At 70.0% G+C, this 18,129-nt stretch carries 17 protein-coding genes; 9 read left to right on the plus strand and 8 right to left on the minus strand.

The window, feature by feature from the left end; genetic code table 11:
* Positions 1 to 27 precede the first annotated feature (27 nt).
* Positions 28 to 795 (plus strand): glucose 1-dehydrogenase, encoded by a 768-nt coding sequence (locus tag ABZ707_RS06365; RefSeq protein WP_360168703.1) that lies wholly within the window; start codon positions 28 to 30, stop codon positions 793 to 795.
* An 86-nt stretch (positions 796 to 881) separates the two neighbouring features.
* Here ABZ707_RS06365 and ABZ707_RS06370 read toward each other — a convergent pair whose 3' ends face one another.
* Positions 882 to 1,808: a LysR family transcriptional regulator gene (locus tag ABZ707_RS06370; RefSeq protein ID WP_360168706.1), complete on the minus strand. Its 927-nt coding sequence runs from the start codon at positions 1,806 to 1,808 to the stop codon at positions 882 to 884.
* A 74-nt stretch (positions 1,809 to 1,882) separates the two neighbouring features.
* Here ABZ707_RS06370 and ABZ707_RS06375 point away from each other — a divergent pair, with 74 nt between their 5' ends.
* Complete coding sequence (locus ABZ707_RS06375; protein WP_360168709.1) at positions 1,883 to 2,725, plus strand: hypothetical protein; 843 nt, start codon at positions 1,883 to 1,885, stop codon at positions 2,723 to 2,725.
* Positions 2,710 to 3,702: a DMT family transporter gene (locus tag ABZ707_RS06380; RefSeq protein ID WP_360168712.1), complete on the plus strand. Its 993-nt coding sequence runs from the start codon at positions 2,710 to 2,712 to the stop codon at positions 3,700 to 3,702. Before ABZ707_RS06375 ends, ABZ707_RS06380 begins: the two co-directional genes overlap by 16 nt.
* A gap of 20 nt (positions 3,703 to 3,722) precedes the next feature.
* Here the strand turns inward: ABZ707_RS06380 and ABZ707_RS06385 are convergent, their stop codons facing one another.
* The 4 genes from ABZ707_RS06385 to ABZ707_RS06400 all read right to left on the minus strand — a co-directional run bounded on the left by ABZ707_RS06385 (position 3,723) and on the right by ABZ707_RS06400 (position 7,910).
* Complete coding sequence (locus tag ABZ707_RS06385; RefSeq protein ID WP_360168715.1) at positions 3,723 to 4,835, minus strand: pyridoxal phosphate-dependent aminotransferase; 1,113 nt, start codon at positions 4,833 to 4,835, stop codon at positions 3,723 to 3,725.
* Positions 4,832 to 5,764 (minus strand): diaminopimelate epimerase, encoded by a 933-nt coding sequence (gene dapF / locus ABZ707_RS06390; RefSeq protein ID WP_360168718.1) that lies wholly within the window; start codon positions 5,762 to 5,764, stop codon positions 4,832 to 4,834. Before dapF ends, ABZ707_RS06385 begins: the two co-directional genes overlap by 4 nt.
* Positions 5,765 to 6,024: 260 nt before the next feature.
* Entirely contained in the window at positions 6,025 to 6,729 is a 705-nt protein-coding gene (locus ABZ707_RS06395; protein ID WP_360168721.1) for a 2OG-Fe dioxygenase family protein, read from the minus strand.
* 131 nt (positions 6,730 to 6,860) lie between these two features.
* Complete coding sequence (locus ABZ707_RS06400) at positions 6,861 to 7,910, minus strand: iron-containing redox enzyme family protein (protein WP_360168724.1); 1,050 nt, start codon at positions 7,908 to 7,910, stop codon at positions 6,861 to 6,863.
* A gap of 287 nt (positions 7,911 to 8,197) precedes the next feature.
* Here ABZ707_RS06400 and ABZ707_RS06405 point away from each other — a divergent pair, with 287 nt between their 5' ends.
* Complete coding sequence (locus tag ABZ707_RS06405; RefSeq protein ID WP_360168727.1) at positions 8,198 to 10,021, plus strand: BTAD domain-containing putative transcriptional regulator; 1,824 nt, start codon at positions 8,198 to 8,200, stop codon at positions 10,019 to 10,021.
* 86 nt (positions 10,022 to 10,107) lie between these two features.
* Here ABZ707_RS06405 and ABZ707_RS06410 read toward each other — a convergent pair whose 3' ends face one another.
* Entirely contained in the window at positions 10,108 to 10,794 is a 687-nt protein-coding gene (locus tag ABZ707_RS06410) for a VOC family protein (protein WP_360168730.1), read from the minus strand.
* Positions 10,795 to 10,842: 48 nt separating this feature from the next.
* On the opposite strand from ABZ707_RS06410, the gene ABZ707_RS06415 reads away from it, so the two are divergent.
* Positions 10,843 to 11,757, plus strand: coding sequence for a LysR family transcriptional regulator (locus ABZ707_RS06415; RefSeq protein ID WP_360168733.1), 915 nt, complete (start codon positions 10,843 to 10,845; stop codon positions 11,755 to 11,757).
* Between the two features lie 181 nt (positions 11,758 to 11,938).
* Here the strand turns inward: ABZ707_RS06415 and ABZ707_RS06420 are convergent, their stop codons facing one another.
* Positions 11,939 to 12,808: an SDR family NAD(P)-dependent oxidoreductase gene (locus ABZ707_RS06420; RefSeq protein ID WP_360168736.1), complete on the minus strand. Its 870-nt coding sequence runs from the start codon at positions 12,806 to 12,808 to the stop codon at positions 11,939 to 11,941.
* Between the two features lie 57 nt (positions 12,809 to 12,865).
* Between ABZ707_RS06420 and ABZ707_RS06425 the strand changes: the two genes are divergently transcribed.
* The gene (locus ABZ707_RS06425) at positions 12,866 to 13,318 is read left to right on the plus strand and encodes a MarR family transcriptional regulator (RefSeq protein WP_360168739.1); all 453 of its coding nucleotides are present in this window, start codon (positions 12,866 to 12,868) and stop codon (positions 13,316 to 13,318) included.
* Between the two features lie 424 nt (positions 13,319 to 13,742).
* The gene (locus ABZ707_RS06430; RefSeq protein ID WP_360168742.1) at positions 13,743 to 14,441 is read left to right on the plus strand and encodes a hypothetical protein; all 699 of its coding nucleotides are present in this window, start codon (positions 13,743 to 13,745) and stop codon (positions 14,439 to 14,441) included.
* A gap of 193 nt (positions 14,442 to 14,634) precedes the next feature.
* Here ABZ707_RS06430 and ABZ707_RS06435 read toward each other — a convergent pair whose 3' ends face one another.
* Complete coding sequence (locus tag ABZ707_RS06435) at positions 14,635 to 15,657, minus strand: DUF4331 family protein (RefSeq protein WP_360168745.1); 1,023 nt, start codon at positions 15,655 to 15,657, stop codon at positions 14,635 to 14,637.
* Positions 15,658 to 15,710: 53 nt separating this feature from the next.
* Between ABZ707_RS06435 and ABZ707_RS06440 the strand changes: the two genes are divergently transcribed.
* Together ABZ707_RS06440 and abc-f are read left to right on the plus strand one after the other, a co-directional pair.
* Positions 15,711 to 16,034: a hypothetical protein gene (locus ABZ707_RS06440; protein ID WP_360168747.1), complete on the plus strand. Its 324-nt coding sequence runs from the start codon at positions 15,711 to 15,713 to the stop codon at positions 16,032 to 16,034.
* Between the two features lie 395 nt (positions 16,035 to 16,429).
* Positions 16,430 to 18,082, plus strand: a complete 1,653-nt coding sequence (abc-f, locus tag ABZ707_RS06445) for a ribosomal protection-like ABC-F family protein (protein ID WP_360168750.1) — start codon at positions 16,430 to 16,432, stop codon at positions 18,080 to 18,082.
* Positions 18,083 to 18,129 lie beyond the last annotated feature (47 nt).

Genomic DNA, 18,129 nt, shown 5'->3' on the forward strand with positions numbered 1-18,129 from the left:
CCGCGCCCACGGAACAGGAGCAAACACATGCCCGGACAATTCGAAGGCAAGACCGTTCTCGTCACCGGTGGCGGCACCGGCATCGGCCGAGCCACCGCATTCGCACTCGCCGCGGAGGGGGCGGTCGTCACCGTCGCCGGCCGCACCGAGGCCACACTGACTGACACCGTTGAGCAGATCACGGCCGCCGGCGGAACAGCACGCCACGCCATCTGCGACGTCACCGACGAGGAGGCGGTACGGGCCGCCGTCGCCATTGCCGTTGCCGACACCGGCCGGCTCGACTTCGCCGTCAACAGCGCCGGTATCGACGGCGGTAACTTCCAGTTCGACACGGTCGAGTATCCCAACGACACGTTCGAGGACATGATGGCCACCAATGTGCGCGGCATGTTCTATTCGATGAAGCACGAGCTGGCCCAGATGAAAGCACAGGGGCGTGGGTCGCTCGTGAACATCTCCTCCAGCGCCGGGATCATCGGCAACCCGGGCTACGTGGGCTACTGCGCCTCCAAGAGCGCCGAGATCGGCCTGACCAAGAGCGCGGCGCTGGACTACGCCAAGCAGCACATCCGGGTCAACGCGGTCTGTCCGGCGCTGGTCAACACGCCACTGATCGCCGGCATGGCCGAAGAGAACCCGGAATGGCGCGCGACGCTGGATTCTCTCCACCCGATTGGGCGCATCGCCGAGCCATCCGAGATCGCTGACGTCGTGGTGTGGCTGTGCTCGGACAAGTCGAGCTTTGTCACCGGGGTCGCGCTCCCCGTTGACGGCGGCTACACCGCCCAATAGCGACGTCCAACTCGGTGACGACGGGCCGGTTACGCCGACCGGTGAGTACGTCCCCCTGAAGGCGTACAGCCAGTTCAACCTGCTCTTCACTCCGGAGCTCCAGTGGCGGCCGGCTGCGCCGTCCCCGGCCTCCCGGTGAGCGAGGCCACCAGGTCGTCCACCACCGGGGGGCCGCCCGCGAGGCGCAGGGCTTCGACGCGATGGGAGAGTTCCGGGGCCGTCAGGGGGACTCCGACCAGGTCCTGACGACCGGCGAGGGCGAAGCGCGGGAGCAGGCCCAGCCCCTGGCCGCCGGCGAGGAGTTCGGTGTACGTGCGTACGTCGAGGCCGTCGTAGCACAGGGCCACCCGCAGTCGCGGCCCGTCGCCGACCGCGGCATGGAGGTCCGGCAGGGGGGCGCTCACGCCCGGTGCGTCGATCCAGCGGGCCTCCACCAGATCCGCCAGCCGCAGACCCGTTCGGTGTGCCAGCGGGTGAGAGGGCGGCAGAGCCACGACCGCCGCCTCGCGGTGGACCGGTACGGAGCGCAGCCCGGCCACCCGGGGCAGTCGCAGCGGGTCGTCGGGCAGGGCGAAGCCGTCGGCCAGGCCCAGGTCCAGTGTGCCGGTGGCAACGCCCTCGGCGACCGCCCGCCGGTGCAGCGTACGCACGGTGAACTCGTGCACCCCCGCCCGCCGGGCCGCCTCGCCGACGATCCGCAGCGCGTCCGCCGTGGCCGCCAACGGGCATACGCCGACGGTCAGTCGGCCGGTCGGGCCGCCCTTCATGCGCTGGACCTCCGCACGGGCCGCGTTGATGCGCAACAGGATGGCGGCAGTGTGTTCCAGCAGCCGCGCACCGGCCTCTGTCGGGCCTACCGGCCGCCGGCAGACCAGCTCGACGCCCAACTCCCCTTCCAACGCGGCTATCTGCTGGGACACCGCGGACTGCGTATAGCCCAGCTCCCGGGCGGCGTCGGAGAAGGAGCGGTGCGTGATGACGGACGAGAACGTCTGGAGCAGTCGCGGATCCACCACATCAGCATCGCTTATCGAGGAATAAGAAGCGATCGTTTGTGCTTTTCTCGCATCCACTGGACGATTTCGGCGTGCCCACCACCCTCGCCCGTCCTCAAGCTGGCCCGGACTCCTCGGGCACGCATCCGTCGGGCGCCCGGCCCGCCCGGATCGCGCTCGTCGGCGAGCGATCGCCGGGGGTGCCCGCGCACACCCGTTACGCACCCGTGCTCGAAGCGCTCTGGCGCCGTGAACGGCTGCTGGTGGACGCCTACTGGGTATCGACAGCGCAGGTCGGCGATCCCCGGGAACTGGCCGGGTTCGACGGTGTCTGGCTGGTGCCGGGCAGCCCGTACCGGAGCGAGGCGGGAGCGCTCACCGCGGTGCGCACCGCGCGTGAACGCGACATCCCGTTGCTGGCCACCTGCGGCGGATTCCCGCATGTCCTCCTGGAGTTCGCCCGCCATGTGTGCGCGATGGAGGACGCGTCGCACGCGGAGAACTCACCCGGCGGCGGGCTCCCGCTGATCGTCCCGCTGCCGCACGACCTCGCGGGCCACGAGGCGACCGTCCATGTCCAGCCCGGCTCACTGGCCGAGGCGGCGCTCGGCGCCCGTACCACCGTGGAGCGCTACCAGTGCACCCACGCTCCCGACCCCCGGTACGAAGGCACCCTGAGCGACCACGGGCTGCGCTTCACCGGTCACGACGACGACGGCCACCCCCGGATGGCCGAACTGCCGGGGCACCGGTTCTTTCTGTCCACCCTGTTCCAGCCCGAACTGGCCGACGACACCTCTCGCCCCCACGCCCTGGTGCGCGCCTTCGCCGCCGCCGCGGTGCGGCACAGCGCCGAAGTGCCCCGAGCGGAAGCCCAGTTCCGCCCCTCGGCACACCCGGAAACCAGAAAGGACCCAGAGTGCCAAACTCTGTAGACGCGTTGACCACCACGCCGGCCAAGGCGTGGGTACCCCAGTTCCTCATCTGTTCCATGATCTGGGGGTCCGGGTTCGCACTCATCAAGATCGGTGTCGAAGCCGGGATCGAACCCGGCTGGGTCGCCTTCTGGCGCTGCTTCTTCGGGGCCCTGGTGCTGTGGGCCCTGGTGCTGGTACGACGCCTCGGTGTGCCGCGCGACCGGCGTGTGTGGGGGCACGCCCTGGTGGTGGGCACGGTGCTCAACGCTCTCCCCTTCACCCTGTTCGCCTGGGGCGAGCAGCACATCAGCTCGGTCACGGCGGGAGTGTGGAACTCGACCATCCCCCTGTTCACACTGGTCTGGGTGCTGGTCATGCTCCCGGACGAGAAGCCGACCCTCCGCCGGCTGGTCGGCATCGGCACCGGCTTGTGCGGCGCCCTGGTGGTGCTCGGTGTGTGGTCCGGCGGCCAGGACTCGCTGATGAAGGGCAGCCTGATCTGTTTGGTCGCCACCGCCTCGTACGGGCTCGGCTACACCTACACCCGCAGGTTCCTGTCCGGCGGAGACATACCGGCGATCACCCTCACGGCCATCCAGGTCAGCTGGGGCGCCATCGAACTCGCCCTGTTCGCACCGCTGCTGGGCGGTGCGCCGCACTGGGGCGGCATGGGCCCGATGGCCGCCATGGTGGTGCTCGGTGCGGTGGGCACGGGGCTCGCGTACATGTGGAACCTGTCGGTCATCCGGGCTGTCGGCTCGACGGTCGCCTCCACGGTCGCGTATCTGACCCCGCTGTGGGCGGCGATCGTCGGTGTGTTCTTCCTCAACGAGTCGCTGGGATGGAACACCGTGGTGGGCGCGCTGTTGATCGTCAGTGGTGTGCTGCTGACCCGCACCGCGGCATCGCGTCCGGCGCCCTCGGCGCCACCGGAGCCGGGGGAGAAGCCACGACGGACCGAGGAGGCGGAGGCCGCGCAGCCCGCGAAGCCCTGACCAGGGAACGGGGAGCGTCCTCACTCGCCGGACGGGCCGGACGGCGGCCCGTCCGGCAGCAGTACGGTGTCGAGTCGCCGCAGGCCCTCCCGCACCGTGTCGGTGTCACGGGCGAAGCCGAGCCGGAAGCCTTCCCCGGAGCCCATGGTCTCCCCGGGGGTCAGCAGCAGGCCGACCTTCAGCGCCCGGCGGCACAGCGTCAACGAATCCTCCCCGGTGCGCAGTTGTATCCATCCGAAGGGCGTGCCGTCCGGCGGCACCAGGTGTACGGCGTCCGGATGGCGGGCCGCCCACTCCTCCACGAGCCGCCGGCCCGGGGCGCACAGCCGGTGGTACTCCCGTACGTAGTCCTCGTGGCGGTCCAGCGCCGAGCAGGCCAGGGCCTCACACAGCACGGAGTTGGCGATGGACGTCAGGAACTTCCGTTCCGCGCACGCCTCCGCCACCTCCGGCGCGCCGTACATCCAGCCGGTGCGCAGCCCCGGCAGGCCGTACGTCTTGGACAGACCGGAGACCGAGATCACCCGGTCCTGGCCGACGGCGGGGGAGCGCGACAGGTCGATCGCGTACTCCTCGTCGACCAGCAGATAGGCGTCCCGCTCCGCCACCAGGGCGGCCAGCGCGCGCACTTCCCGTTCGCCGACCCGCCGGCCGGTGGGATTGCAGGGCGAGTTCAGCGCGATCAGCCGCAGCCGGTCACCGGCCGCGGCGGCCACGGCGGCGGCGTCGACGGTCAGGTCCGGTCCGTACGGCAGGACCGTCACCCGCGCGCCGTGCCGGGGCGGCAGGTCCAGGAGCGGCTGCCAGCCGGGGTTGAACGCGATCACCTGGTCGCCGGGCCGCAGCAGTACGTCGAACAGCAGGAACAGCGCCTCCTGCGCGCCGTGCGTGACCGTGACCGACTCGGGCCGCCCCCCGTACAGCCCGGCGATCCGGCGGCGCAGCTCCGGTGTGCCCCGGTCGGTGCCGTAGTCGAGCCGGAGGCCGGCGGGGACCGCCAGGTCGGACAGGACGCGGCTCGGCACGTAGCTGTTGCCGAGGTCGATGTCATAGCGGCCCGCCGAGTCGACGAACGTCCAACGGGCAATGGAGTAGACCGACTTCGCCGGGGTCCCGGCGTCGACGGACGTCATGCTCCGGTCCCGTGGCCCGCCGCGACACCGGCGGCCGTGCCGGGCTCGCCGTCCGGCACGGCGGGCACGCCGAGCCGGGCGCGGAACGGTGGTGCGAGGGTGCCCGCCGCCACCTGCTCGACGGGACCGGACAGGGTGACCCCGCCCCGGGCGTCGATGGCCGTCTCCACGACTCCGCCGGGCATGAGCACCCGTACCGAGCGGTCGACCAGGCCCAGGGCATGGGCCGCGCTGACCGAGGCGCAGGCGCTGCTCCCGGAGGCCAGGGTGTAGCCGGCGCCGCGCTCCCAGATCTCGATCTCCACCGTCCGGCGGTCGAGAACCCGCATGAACTGCACGTTCGTCCGTTCGGGAAAGGCCGGATGACCCGCGATTAGGGGGCCCCACTCCTGTGCGAACGCGGCGGACACCTCGGGCAGCGGGACGACGGTGTGCGGATTGCCGTTGTTCAGACAGCTCACCCGGAGCCGTCGGCCGGCCACCTCCAGCGGCTGGTCGAGGACCTGTCCCGTCAGCTCCGGAGCGGGAACGTCAGCGGCCTCGAAGCTGGGCCGCCCCAGGTCCACCCGTACGATGCCCGCGTCGAGGTCCTCGATCCGCACCGGGGTGTCACCGGCGAGGGTACGGATGACGAACTCCCGTCCCCCCTGGTGGTATTGGGACAGGTGGAGCGCGAAGATACGCAGACCGTTGGCGCTCTTGCCGCAGACGGTGCCGTCGGAGTTGAAGATGCGCAGGACGACCGGCTCGCCGGCCCGCACGGGGCCGACCGGTCCCAGCAGCACCCCGTCGGCGCCCACGCCGAAGTGCCGGTCGCACAGCAGCCGCGCGGCCCCGGGGGTGGACGGCAGGCCGAGCAGGTCGATCCGCAGGGGATCGACGACCAGGTAGTCATTGCCCAGGGCCTGGTATTTCACGAAGTCGTGCACGTGCCACCTGCTTCCGGGAGTCATGACAGTGTCCGGCCGGCTGTCGCCCGGCCGCCGGGCCGTACGCCGACATGTGACGGTCGTACGGCGTGCGGCCCCAGGCGGTTGCGGCCCCCAGCGGGCCGTCCCGGGCGCGGTACGCCCTGAGGAGTACCGCGCCGAGCGGTCCGGCCCCCCACTGAATGTAGGGGGGCGTTCCGGCAACGCGGCGACGTGCCGCAGCCGTCGTCGCGAGCCCGCCAGGGATGACGGGACAGCCCTTACATCGCCGACGGCTCGGGCGCTTCGTTCAGGGCGGCCTCGTCGTGCTCGTCGCCGTACCACTTCTCGCTCCAGCGGGAGAAGGCGACGATGAGGATGTCCCGGTGCCCGGGACCACCGTCGGCCGAGAGCACGTCGGTGACATCGTGGGCGATGGCGCGGTCGTCCAGCAGCACGGCCTGCTGGGCCTCCAGGGTCCCGGTCCAGAACGGCTCCTCCGCGCCGGGCTCCCACAGCCGGGTCAGGCCGCCGCCGACGTTGTTGCGCCGCAGGACAGCGATCATGACGAACTCGTGCCCGTCGTGGTGCACGCCCTCCGGGGTCAGCGGACCCGACTTGTCGCCGGTCGCCCGGGTGCGGTTCTGGTGCACATTGATCTGCCAGTCGTCCCGGGTGTCCAGGGGAAAGCCCTCGGCGCCGGCCCGGATGAGCGGTGTGAAGTCCACCTCGATCGGCAGGTAGCCCCGGCGAATACCACCACCGACATTGTTGAACTTCTTGTACGCGGTGTAGTCCCGGTGCGGCAGGAGCGTGAAGGTCCAGCCGGCGTCCTCAGTGAAGCTCATGCGGTACTGCGAGAACCGCTTGTAACGGGTGCCGTTGCCCATGTACTCGTCGACCGGGCAGTTGTCGTAGCTGTCCAGCACGTCCTGCTGGACCGCCGGGATCTCGATGACCGAAAAACGCTGGGCAGTCAGTGGCATAGGGATCGCTCTTCCTTCCATGAAACTTGTTTCCGGGGGTCTTTCCAGAGGCTTCCGGGGATTCCGTGACGTCCGATACCTCTGGAGTCCGGTGGAACTACCGAAGGACTGTGGTCCGGTTCGGCCGGCACCTAACGCGCGACGGCGCGGTGCTCCGCGTTCTCACCGGAAAGGCGTTCCGACACCTCGGCCAGCCGCTCGTCGAGATAGCGCGCCGAGCTGTTGAGCCGCCACAGTGCCCCGCGGGCGATACCCAGCCGCATGAATTCCGAGGGCGCCGACGGCTTCACGATGTTGTGGAACCAGCCCGCCGCGTGCTGGGAGTCGACGGTGATGTGCAGCCGGTGGTAGACGATTCCCACGTCCGGCAGGCCGAGGCGCTCCCACGCGCTCACCACCTGGACGAAACGGTCCGGCACCAGCCATTCGGTCATGCCGAGGAAGCCCACGGCCTCCGGATACCGGTACCGATACCGGCTGAGCAACACGGCGAGATTTCCGCTCAGGAGAGCCGTGCCGGTCAGCGACTCCTCCAACTCCTTCTCGGAAACCTTGAACACATCGAAGATCTGGTTGAAGAGATGGGTGTGGACCTCCGCGGGCTTTCCGTTCCCCATCTCGTCCCAGAAGTTGGACGCGATCTCCATCTTCGCCGGGCCGCTCGTCCCCACCTGCATCAACGCCAGCAGGTCGTCGAACCGGCCGTCGACTACGGACTCCTGGATCATGTAGGTGCGTACATCCGCCTCGGTGGCGTGGTTGCGGATGAAGTCCATGTAGTACGGATGCTTGAACACACGGTGCTGCCGGGCCTGTTCCTTGAGCCAGGACAGGAACTGACCTGGCTCGGATGGCAGGTCCGCCAGCAGGGCGGGGTCCACCTGGCGGTCCTCACCGCGCAGCGTCGCCCGCTCCAGCAGCCCGGTCACCTCGTGGACCGCGAGCGAGCCCTCCGCCGTCGGGGCATCCGGGATCCGCAGGATCAGATGGTGGAGGCGGGACAGCAGGAGCTGCTGGTGATAGAAGCTCTCCGGATTTCCGGACAGCGCTTCGTCATTTAACTCATTGACCGCCGCCAGTATTCTGTCGCGTTCCTTTCCCGTGAATCCACGATCCACTTCTTCGGCCGGTTTCGAGAGCCAGCCGGATATCTCCTCGACCAGCGCGAATGAGTCGTACACGCGCTCCCACCTTCGTTCGTCGTTGTATTCCGGAAGGTACTTGCAGCGACTCCCGGCCAAGTCGTCATGACGGCCCGGGTATGGCCGCAAACGGACTTGCACCGAACAGCGATCACTGAACCCAGGAAGACTCTCAGGTGGTTGTGGCGCCTGTGTGGCTGGACGGTGGCGCGTGCGCCTGGCACCATGGATGCCGCCGGAACGCCCATTTAGTGCGGGATGTCCGCTCCGTGCTGTACGCAATGACCACAGCGGTGCTTCAACGGGACGCGAGATGGGGATGCGAGATGGCGAAACAGGCGGAAAAGCCGAATTTCTTTTTACTCGGGCCGCTGCGTGTGCTGCACGGCGGAAGGGAAGTTCCCGTACCGGCCGCGAAGTTACGGATCTTGCTGGCCTCGATGCTCCTCCAGGCCAATCAGATGGTTTCAGCGGACGAATTGGTCGCACACCTCTGGGGTGAGAACCCTCCCACGGGCGCTCACACCACACTGCGCTCGTACGTCATGCGATTACGCCGGGTCCTGCGTCAGTCCTCCGACGAGCGGTCGGAGCCGATCCAAACCCTTTCGGGCGGCTATCTCATCAACGCCGACGAATCTCAGCTGGACCTGCTGCGTTTCCACAGCACGCTGGCGACGGCCCAGCGCATGGCCGCCGAAGGCGACCAGGGACGGGAGAGCGCGCTGCTGCGCGAGGCGCTGGGCCTGTGGAGGGGGGCCGCGCTGTCGAACGTGCCCTCCGATTCCCTGCACCGCGACTTCGTCCCGGGCCTCACCGAACGCCGCCACAGCGCGCTGGAGCAGCGCATCGACCTCGATCTGGCACGCGGGGCGCACCGTGAGGTGATCGCTGAACTCCAGGACGTGGTACGGGCGTGCCCATGGCGGGAGCGCTTCTGGGCGCAGCTGATGCTGGCGCTCTACCGGCAGGGCCGGCAGGCCGAAGCGCTCGACGCGTTCCAGCAGGTCAGCGAACGGCTGCGGAACGAACTGGGTATCGCCGTCGGGTCTGAACTCCGGTCTCTGCACCGGCAGATCCTCATCAGCGACCCGGCGCTCGACCTGCCCCCGCACTCCCTGAGCACGACGGCGGCCGACGCCGTCCCCGCCGAACTACCTCTGGAGACCTGCCACTTCGTCGGCCGTCAGAAGCAGTTGAGCGAACTGCGCGACCTGCCCGCCGCCGAGACGCGGGGGGCGACCCACGCGATGGTCGGCGCGCGGGTCTGTGTCGTGGACGGGATGGCGGGCGTGGGCAAGACCGCCTTCGCGGTGCGTCTCGCCCATCAGCTCGCTCCCCGCTTCCCGGACGGGCAGCTCTTTGTCGACCTCCGCGGATTCGCCGGGCCCGAGTCCCCGGTCGAGCCGGCGACCGCGCTGGAACTCATCCTGCGGTCGCTCGGTGTGTCCGGCCCTGGACTGCCGTCGACCGAGGGCGCTCGCGCGGCGCTGTTCCGGGGCCTGACGCGGGACCGGCGGATCCTGCTGGTGCTGGACGACGCCGCCGACGAGGCACAGGTCCGGCCGCTGCTGCCGGCCGCGCCCGGCTGCCGGGTCATCGTCACCAGCCGTCGCCGACTCGCCCGTCTCGACCACGCGCGACTGCTGACCCTGGACGTCCTGGCACGGGACGAGGCCGCCCAGTTGTTCAGGGCCGTCGTCGGCCCGCGCCGCGTCGGTGCCGAGCCGACCCCACAGATCGAGTCGGTCGTCCGGCACTGCGGCGGACTGCCGCTGGCCCTCACACTCGCCGGCGCCCGGCTGCGCGCCCGTCCGGGCTGGGACCTGAGCCACCTGGCGAAAAGCCTGGCCTCGGGCGACCCCCTCGGCGCCTATGGCGTCGCCCGGTCCCTCCAGCTCTCGTATGTACGCCTGTCCGCCTCCCAGCAACGGATGCTGTGCCTCCTCGGACGGCGCGAAGGACGTGACATCGACGGTCGGGCCGCCGCACTCCTCGCCGGCATCACACCCCACGAGGCCGAGACGCTCCTGGAGGGCCTCGCCGACGCCAATCTCCTCCAGGAGCCCGCCCCCGGCCACTACCGCCTGCACCGCCTGGTCCAGGAGTTCGCGGCCGGTCGAGAAGAACCAGCGTGTGCCGGTGTATGACGGCGCTGATGCGCGAGCGCGCCGGGCCGGCCCGGAGGCCGTCGTGTCGGCGGCCTCCGCGCCGGACCGGCACAGCCTGCGTCTGATCACATGACGGGAGGCTTTCCGGCGCGCAGGTCCGCCATCGACGCCATCGTTTCGGTGTCGAACCAGAGAATTTCGGTGTGGACCCCGGTCACTGGTCGAGAATCGAAGTAAGCGAAACGGCTTCCGCCGGTGGAGAAGTTTCCGGCTTGCACGGCGGGGCCGAACTCGGCGGTCAAGTCCGCGGCCGTCGCTTCGAAGTCGTGCACCTGAAAGCCCAGATGGTGGAGGCCGCCTTCCGGCCGCTCTTCGAGGAACTCGGTGTAGAGATTGGCGTCTCCATCGCGGCGGGGGCTGATGACCTCGATATTGATGTCGCCGATGTACCCGAGGGCCATGTCGACGCGCAGGTCGATCGGCCTCCCGCGGTAGGTCGTCTCCAGCAGCGGGGCGTTTTCCATAATCCAGAATCCTGCGGGACCGTACACGCGCTCCAGTTCGGCGCACTTCGACTCCAGATCGGGGGCGACGACGCACCACTGAAGGAATCCCTGAGCCAACTGATTGTGTGCCGGGCGAGCGAGATCGAAGGGGGTGAGTTTCTGCACTGTTTCGTTCATACAGATATCGTTGCGCTGTCCGAGCCATTCGACCAGCGATAGCTTTTCATCGCAGCCATGCCACAACGGCATGGCTGCGGGACAGCCCGGGGCCGGGCACTTGCCGACGCGTACCTGTCCCGTGCGCATCCGGAGTCGTTCTTTGCCCGCCCCGCGGTTCACGCATATCGTCGGGCCATGCCGGAACTGACGCTGACGGGCCTGCGGGTCGCGCTCGAAGTCGCTCGACGCGGGTCCTTCACCGCGGCGGCCGAAGCGCTGGGCTACACGCAGTCCGCGGTGTCGCGCCAGATCATCGCCACGGAGACCGCGGTGGGGGCCCCGCTGTTCGAGAGGCACGCCCGCGGGGTCCGGGCGACGCTGTCCGGCGAGGTGCTGCTGCGGCACGCGCGCCGCATGATCGCGCATGCGGAAGCGGCGGAACTGGAGATCGCGGGGCTCCGCGACCGCCTCGCGGGTCGCCTGGCCGTCGGCGCGTACCCCACCGCGGCCGCCGCACTGGTACCCCGGGCCATCGCTCGCCTGCACACGGCACACCCGGCCCTCAGTGTGAGTCTGTGGGAAGCGGGCAGCCCCGCCCAGCTTCGCCGCCTTCGCGCGGGACGCATCGAGATGGCCGTAGTGGCAATCGGGGAAGGACTTCCCGACTACGACTTCACCGGGCTGCGCGTCGAGGTCGTACGTACCGGCGCCGGCATGGGCGTGGCCGTCCACACGGCCCACCCACTGGCATCCCGGGACGAGGTGCACGTCGACGACCTGGCACAGGAAGCGTGGATCGTGGGAGCAGGCGGGGACGGCGGGCCCCAGTTCGGGGCCTGGCCCACCATTGAAGCTCCGCGCGTGGCATACGAGGCGCGCGGCTGGCAGACGCGCCTGGGGCTCGTCGCCGCTGGACTGGGTGTCTCGGTCATGCCCGGGCTGGCCGCGGACACCGTCCCGCAGGGCGTGAAGTGGCTGCGTGTCGACGATCCCGCGCCCGTACTCAAGAGAGAGACCGTGATGGTCACGGCCGTCGACGCGTCGGCCGGGGCGAGAGCGATGCTCCAAGCCATGCGCGACGAGGCCACGGAGCGCGAATCGTCCGCGTGAAGGCCCCCGGCGTTCCTGGGGGAACTGCCGGGAGCTGTGGGTCCGGATCCACGTTGCTGACGGTGGGTCGGCAGGAGGACGGCTCCCCTGTCCGTCGGAGATAGTCATCCCACGCCTGCGTCGTCGGAGGGGCCGGGTACCCCGGTGCCGGTCGGCGCCATTCCTGGGGGAGCCGCGGGTCTTACCCCGCCGCGCGGGCGGAGAGCAGCGCCACGGTCTCCTCCCACAGCTTCTTCTGTGCACCGGCGTCGCGGCCGGGCTCGGGGCACTCCAGCGGCCGGGCGTCGCGCACCGAGAAGTAGCCTCCACTGGTGCGCGCGAACGCGGGATCTGCGGCCAGCCGGACGATGATGCCGGCGCCCTTGCGCGGGTCACCGATGCGTAGCGTGTTCAGCAGGCGCCGCAGGACCTTGGAGCCGGGTAGATCACGTCCGAGACCGGTGGCGTTGAAGCCGGGGTCGCAGCAGTTGACGGTGACCTTCGTGGCGTCCAGCCGCCGCGCCAGCTCCTGCGTCCACATGATCGTCATCAGCTTGGTCCGCCCGTACAGGGCCATCGACTCCCGGCGGGTATGGGGAGCGATGTGGCGCAGTTCCTCGGCCGGTGCGATCGTCCTGGCCTGCCGGGAGGCCTCGGAGGCAACGTTGACGATGCGCGCCGGCGCCGAGGCGAGGAGCCTGCTGGACAGGGCCTGGGTCAGCACGAACGGGCCCAGGTAGTTGACCGCGGTCATCTCCGCGAAGCCTTCGGCGGTGATGCGCTGGGAGAAGGCGTGCAGCCCGGCGTTATTGATCAAAACGTCCACACGCGGGTAGTGCGCGGCGATCGCCTGCCCGACCCGGTGGGCCTGCGAGACCAGGCCCAGGTCTGCGTGGAAGACGTCGACCTGCACGTCGTCGGCCACCGCCTTGAGTTCGCTCACCAGGACGTCGGCCCTGTCGCGGGAGCGGGCCACCACGCCGACGCGGTAGCCGCGGGCCAACAGGGCGAGGGCGGCGGCGCGGCCCAGCCCGGAGGTGGCTCCGGTGATCACTGCAACGGGACGGTCCATCGCACACTCCATTAATGAGGTACCTCATGATTGCCTTGTGGGAGGATACCCGACACCATGAGCGAGTACGAAGCGATCACCATCGACCACGGCCCCGAGCAGGTGGGACTGGCCTTTCTCGCGACCGCCTACGGCATCCGCGAAGAAGTGGACCGACAGACGCAGTCGATGGCGGGACTGTCGCTGGCCCGCACCAAGGTCCTCCAAACGCTGGCCGCCCGCGGCGCGCTGCACCAGGCCCAGTTGGCGGATGCCCTCGGGCAGGCGCCGCGTTCTGTCACACAGATCGTGGAGGGACTCGAACGCGTCGGCCTGGTCGCCCGGACCGGCGACACCGGAGACCGCCGCCGCAAGACCGTGTCCCTGACGGGCAAGGGCCGCACAACGCTGGCGATGGCGGAGCAAGCGGGGACACAGGTCCTTCGGCAGCTCTTCGGATCGCTCGATCCACAGCAGATGGCAAGCCTGAAGGCACTGCTTGCCCGCCTCGACACAGCCCTGGCGCGCTGAAGGAGCCGGGCTCATTTCCCGCACCGGTCGGTGATGTGGAGGGTTTTCGCGACGATGGGGTGGTCGTGGCCTGTGCCATGAGTTCGAGGACTTCTCGTTCGTGTGGGGTGAGCCCGTCGGGGCAGTTTCGCCGTGCGCCCGGCCCGTGCGACGGGGACGCTGCGCCGGGCGGTTCTCCTGGCGATCCCGAAAAGCTCAGGACGAGATGAGAAGGACCGGCCCGCTCGGGGCAGTTGGCGGCGGGCTCCCGGTACGGCGGCGAGAGCGGCCACACCGGACGAGGGCCGCAGGTGGGGGAGGCGTACTCCGTGCTGTCAAATATGGCGTGATCGCGCGTTATGCCCGCCCCTGAACGCCAGCTACCTTCCCACCAGCCGCCCCCCAGCGCCGCTATGTCCTGAACAGACGAGCCGGAGGGACCTTTATGCCTGACCCGTACACCGCTGACTTCCTGGCGGACCCGTCGTCGTACCTCGGGCGGCAAACATGTGTGCTGAACCTCCAGGGGGCGGACCCGGGCGGCCGGCCCGCGGTCCGGGCCGCCGCCTCGGTGGGCGCGCCGGTCCCGGGCGGCACCGCCTACACCCAGTCCCCGGGGGTCTTCCCCCGCATCAATGTCCACCCCGTGCCCACGCAGCGGCTGCCCGGTCAACCGGTACAGGCGGTCACCCTGGAGGCCGCGGATGTCGACCAGCACGTGCGCTATCTGCCGGACGCGGCCGACGCTCTCACCCAGATGACCCTTGACGCGGCGGCCGAATGGGTGTTCACCGGGCCACTGTCCGGCTGCCATGTCTACGTCGCCACGGTGGCCGGGGCCACGGTGCTGTATCACGTCAACGACAACACATCGCTGGACAACATCGGTACCAACAAGCAGATCAAGGACCGTCGGCTGAAGAACGCCCTTCCGGCCGGCACCCTGCCCACCCACCGACTGATCTGGCGGCAGTACCGCACCGTGGACACCCCGTTCGAGGCGTTCGCCTTCGGCCGGCGGGTGGGCGGCAACTGGCGGTTCTTCTATCACCGGGTGCTGCTCGACGGACCGGACACCTCCGGGGTCACCGCCGCACTGCCTCCTTTCAACCCCGCGTTGGGGGCCTACTGGGCCGCTCTGTGACCTGCTGAGCCCTGCCACCCGGTTCTGGTAAGCAGCGCGCCGCCGCCCGGTCACGGTTGCGGCGGCACGCCGGCGGCCGGGACGCCACACCGTTCCGCGGGCTCAGACATCCGCGTCGTGCCCGTGGCGCCGATGGGAGATCTTCGCGACGGCGGACGGTGCGGAGGGTGTCACGGCCTCGCGCCCCGCGCGCTCACTCCGGTACGACGTACGGGAACCGGTCGGTCTGCTGACTCTTGGTGGTGGCCGGGGTGAGTCCACTGGGGACGGCCATGTTGGTGACCAGGGACAGCATCGCCTCGGGCGCGTTGTCCCCGCGGGTGCGGCCGTTGCGGGTGGCGAAACCGAAGGACGCGGGGGTGCCGACCACATAGGGAAGGACGTCGGGGAGGAGCTGCCCCGCGACGGTCTGCCCGTAGCCCGTGGGGTCGGCCGAGGTGCCGGTGGCCGCGACCACCTTGGCAACCCGGTCGGCGATCGCCCGGCCGTCGGCGGCGACGTCCTCGGACGGGTGACGCGTGTTGGAGGGGTTCGAGAAATCCGTGTCGCCGGGCCAGAAGATCGGCCACATCATCGGATTGCCGCCGCGGTTGATCTGCCGCCAGCCGCCGGCGTCGGTTGCCAGCTTGGTCGCGCACCACACACCGGTTCGTGTCCCGGGCCGCAACTGGTCCTGGCCGTGCGGGATTTCGAGGACGATCGCTTCCACCGTGGTACCGGCGAAGGTGTTCTGCGCCTCCCGAGGGTTCCAGGAAGACAGGTCCACCGCAGTGCCCTTCCCCACCGCTCCGTTGATGATGGCGAGGAGGGACAGGTCGACGTAGAAGGCTTCCTGAACGCGCCCGGCCCACGCGCGCACACCGCCGGAGGTCACCGTCTCGCCGGTGCGGCCTTCCAGTACCGGCTCGCCCTCGGCGGAGTCCTCGCGCGCGTCGGCGCCGGTCAGGGTGTGCAGCCGCAGGGGTTGCCGGCCGTTCGCGTCGGGCTCGCCGAAGGAGAACCGATAGGTCAGGGTTTCCTGGTCGGCGCCGTCGAAATGCACCTTGATCTCATAGCGCGCCTCGTGGTGGAAGCCCGGTTCCGCGTAGACGCCGGTGATGTTGGAGTTGACGTCCATGACGAACACCGTGCTGCCCTCGCCGGGGAAGACGTAGAGGTCGTCAATGAACAGCTGGCCGTTCTGCGCCGCCAGCGGGGTGTCGAGGTGATGAGACATGGATCGTCCGTTCTCGTCGCGATCTCGGGTTGTCGGTGATTCGGCTGCGCAGGATGGACAGCGAGGCGTTGCGACGCGCTCGCCGCGCCGAAGTGCGGCTCTCGGGAACCGGCGATGTCCTGGTGGGCCCGCAGCGCGGAACCCGCACCCGGCGCGTGGTCCTGGGCGGCACCGGGCCGGTCGGCGATGCGGCCGACTCCACCGCGCTCGGCCAGGGGCGGCCGGGTCGCGGCGTCTTTGTGTTCCGCCCCTTCGGCGAACTGCGGACACCCACATGCCATGTTATATCCCATTTGATCGATATTATCGGTATGCCGGAAATGGTTGATCGAGTGATGGTCGCCGCTCGGTGGTGTCAGAGTGAGTGCCAGACGTGAGCCGGCATCAGAGCGTGCCGCGGCCAACCGCTTCGCCGGCCGGACACCACTCCCTCACACGGAACACTCCCAGGTCGCGGACCGCGTATCCGGAGGTCGGGACCCGGGAGTGCGTCAGTGTGATGGTGGCGCTCCGGGTGATGCCGAAGCCGGCCCCGACGCGGCCGCATCCACGACGACCGCGCCCCAGCCGGATCCCAACGAAAGACCCAAAAGGACGTCCCGGTGAACGAAGACGCCGCGGCTCACGGACTCGTGACGCGCATGGTTGAGGCGAGACGATCCGTCTTGTTATGGTGGGGGGTATGGCTTTCCTCTTCTTCGTCTGAGTCCGGGCACGGCCGATGCCGCCGTTTCTGCCGCCCGTAGACCCTTCGCATGCCCAGGGAACCCATATGCGCGACCGCGCCCATTCCGCCGTGCCCAGCGTCGCCCCCGCTGCCGTGGCACAGTTGTCCGTCAAGGACGTCACCAAGTCCTATGGCACCCGGACCGTCCTCGACCAGGTCTGCTTCACCGTCCGTCCGGGCGAGAAGGCCGCCGTCATCGGTGAGAACGGCTCCGGCAAGTCCACCCTGCTGCGGCTGCTCGCCGCAGCCGAGAGGCCGGACGCGGGGGAGATCACCGTCCGTTTCCCCGGTGGAACCGGCCACCTCGCCCAGACCCTCGACCTCGACGCGGACCGCACCGTGCAGGACGTCGTCGACCTCTCCCTCGTCGAACTGCGCGCCATGGAGAGTCAGTTGCGAGCGGCGGAGAAGTCCCTCGGCGAGGCGGCGGAAGAGGATCTCGCCGCGTACGGCGAACTGCTGACCGCATACGAGGAACGCGGCGGATACGGGGCGGACGCCCGTGTGGATGCCGCGATGCACGGGCTCGGGCTTGCTCAGATCGCCCGCGACCGCCTGCTCGGCTCGCTGTCCGGCGGTGAGCAGTCGCGGCTCGCGCTCGCCTGCGTCCTGGCCGCCGCCCCCGAACTGCTGCTCCTCGACGAACCGACGAACCACCTCGATGCGGCGGCCGTGCGCTGGCTGGAGGAGCACGTGCGCGCACACCGTGGCACCGTCGTCGCGGTGACCCACGACCGCGGCTTCCTGGAGCGCGTCGCCACCACGATCCTCGAAGTCGACCGGGATGCGCGGACGGTGTTCCGGTACGGCGACGGCTGGGCCGGTTACCGCGCAGCGAAGGCGGCCGCCCGGCGCGGCGCGGAGCAGCGGTACGCGGACTGGGCCGAGGAGGTGGCCCGTATGGAGGAGTTGCTTGAGGCCGCGGGGAGGCGGCTCGCCACCACCGGCCGCGACCCGAAGCAGGGTTTCGGCAAGCACCGCCGGTCCAGCGAGGCGAAGCTCGGCGGGCAGGTGCGTTCCGTCCGGGAGCGCCTGGCCCAGTTGCGGCGCGACCCGGTGCCGGAGCCGCCGGCACCGCTGCGTTTCCCAACGGCGCTGTCGGTGGCGGACGGCCCAGCCCAGGGCCCTCTTGCGGAGTACGACGGCGTACGGGTCGGCGAGCGGCTGCGTCTGGACGGGCTCCTCGCGCTCGCGCCGGGGCAGCGGCTGCTGGTCACCGGCGAGAACGGCGCGGGCAAGACGACACTGCTGCGCGTCCTGGCGGGTGACCTGGAGCCGGACGCGGGCACGGCGCGCCGCCCTGCCCGGGTCGGCTACCTTCCGCAGGAACTGCCCGCGCACTCCACACGGCTCCCGCTGGCCGCCGCGTTTGCCGCCGGGTGGCCCGGGCTGCCGGACGAGCACGCCGAACAGCTCCTGGCCCTGGGCCTGTTCCGGGAGGAGGACCTGCGCGTCCCGGTCGCCGCCCTGTCCGTGGGACAGCGGCGGCGGCTCCAGATCGCCCGCCTGGTGACCCGGCCCGCGGACCTCCTCGTCCTCGACGAGCCGACCAACCACATCGCGCTCGACCTGATCGAGGACCTTCAGGCGGCGCTCGCGGCGTACCCAGGAGCGGTGGTCGTGGTGTCGCACGACCGCGACTTCCGCGCGGGCTTCCCGGGGGAGCGGCTCCATCTGTGCGCCGGCCACAGGTGCTGACCCCGTCGGATCGGTGCGGTGCGTCGCAAGGCGGAGCATCGGCGTTG

It is taken from the genome of Streptomyces sp. NPDC006923 (assembly GCF_040635655.1).
Lineage (GTDB): Bacteria > Actinomycetota > Actinomycetes > Streptomycetales > Streptomycetaceae > Streptomyces.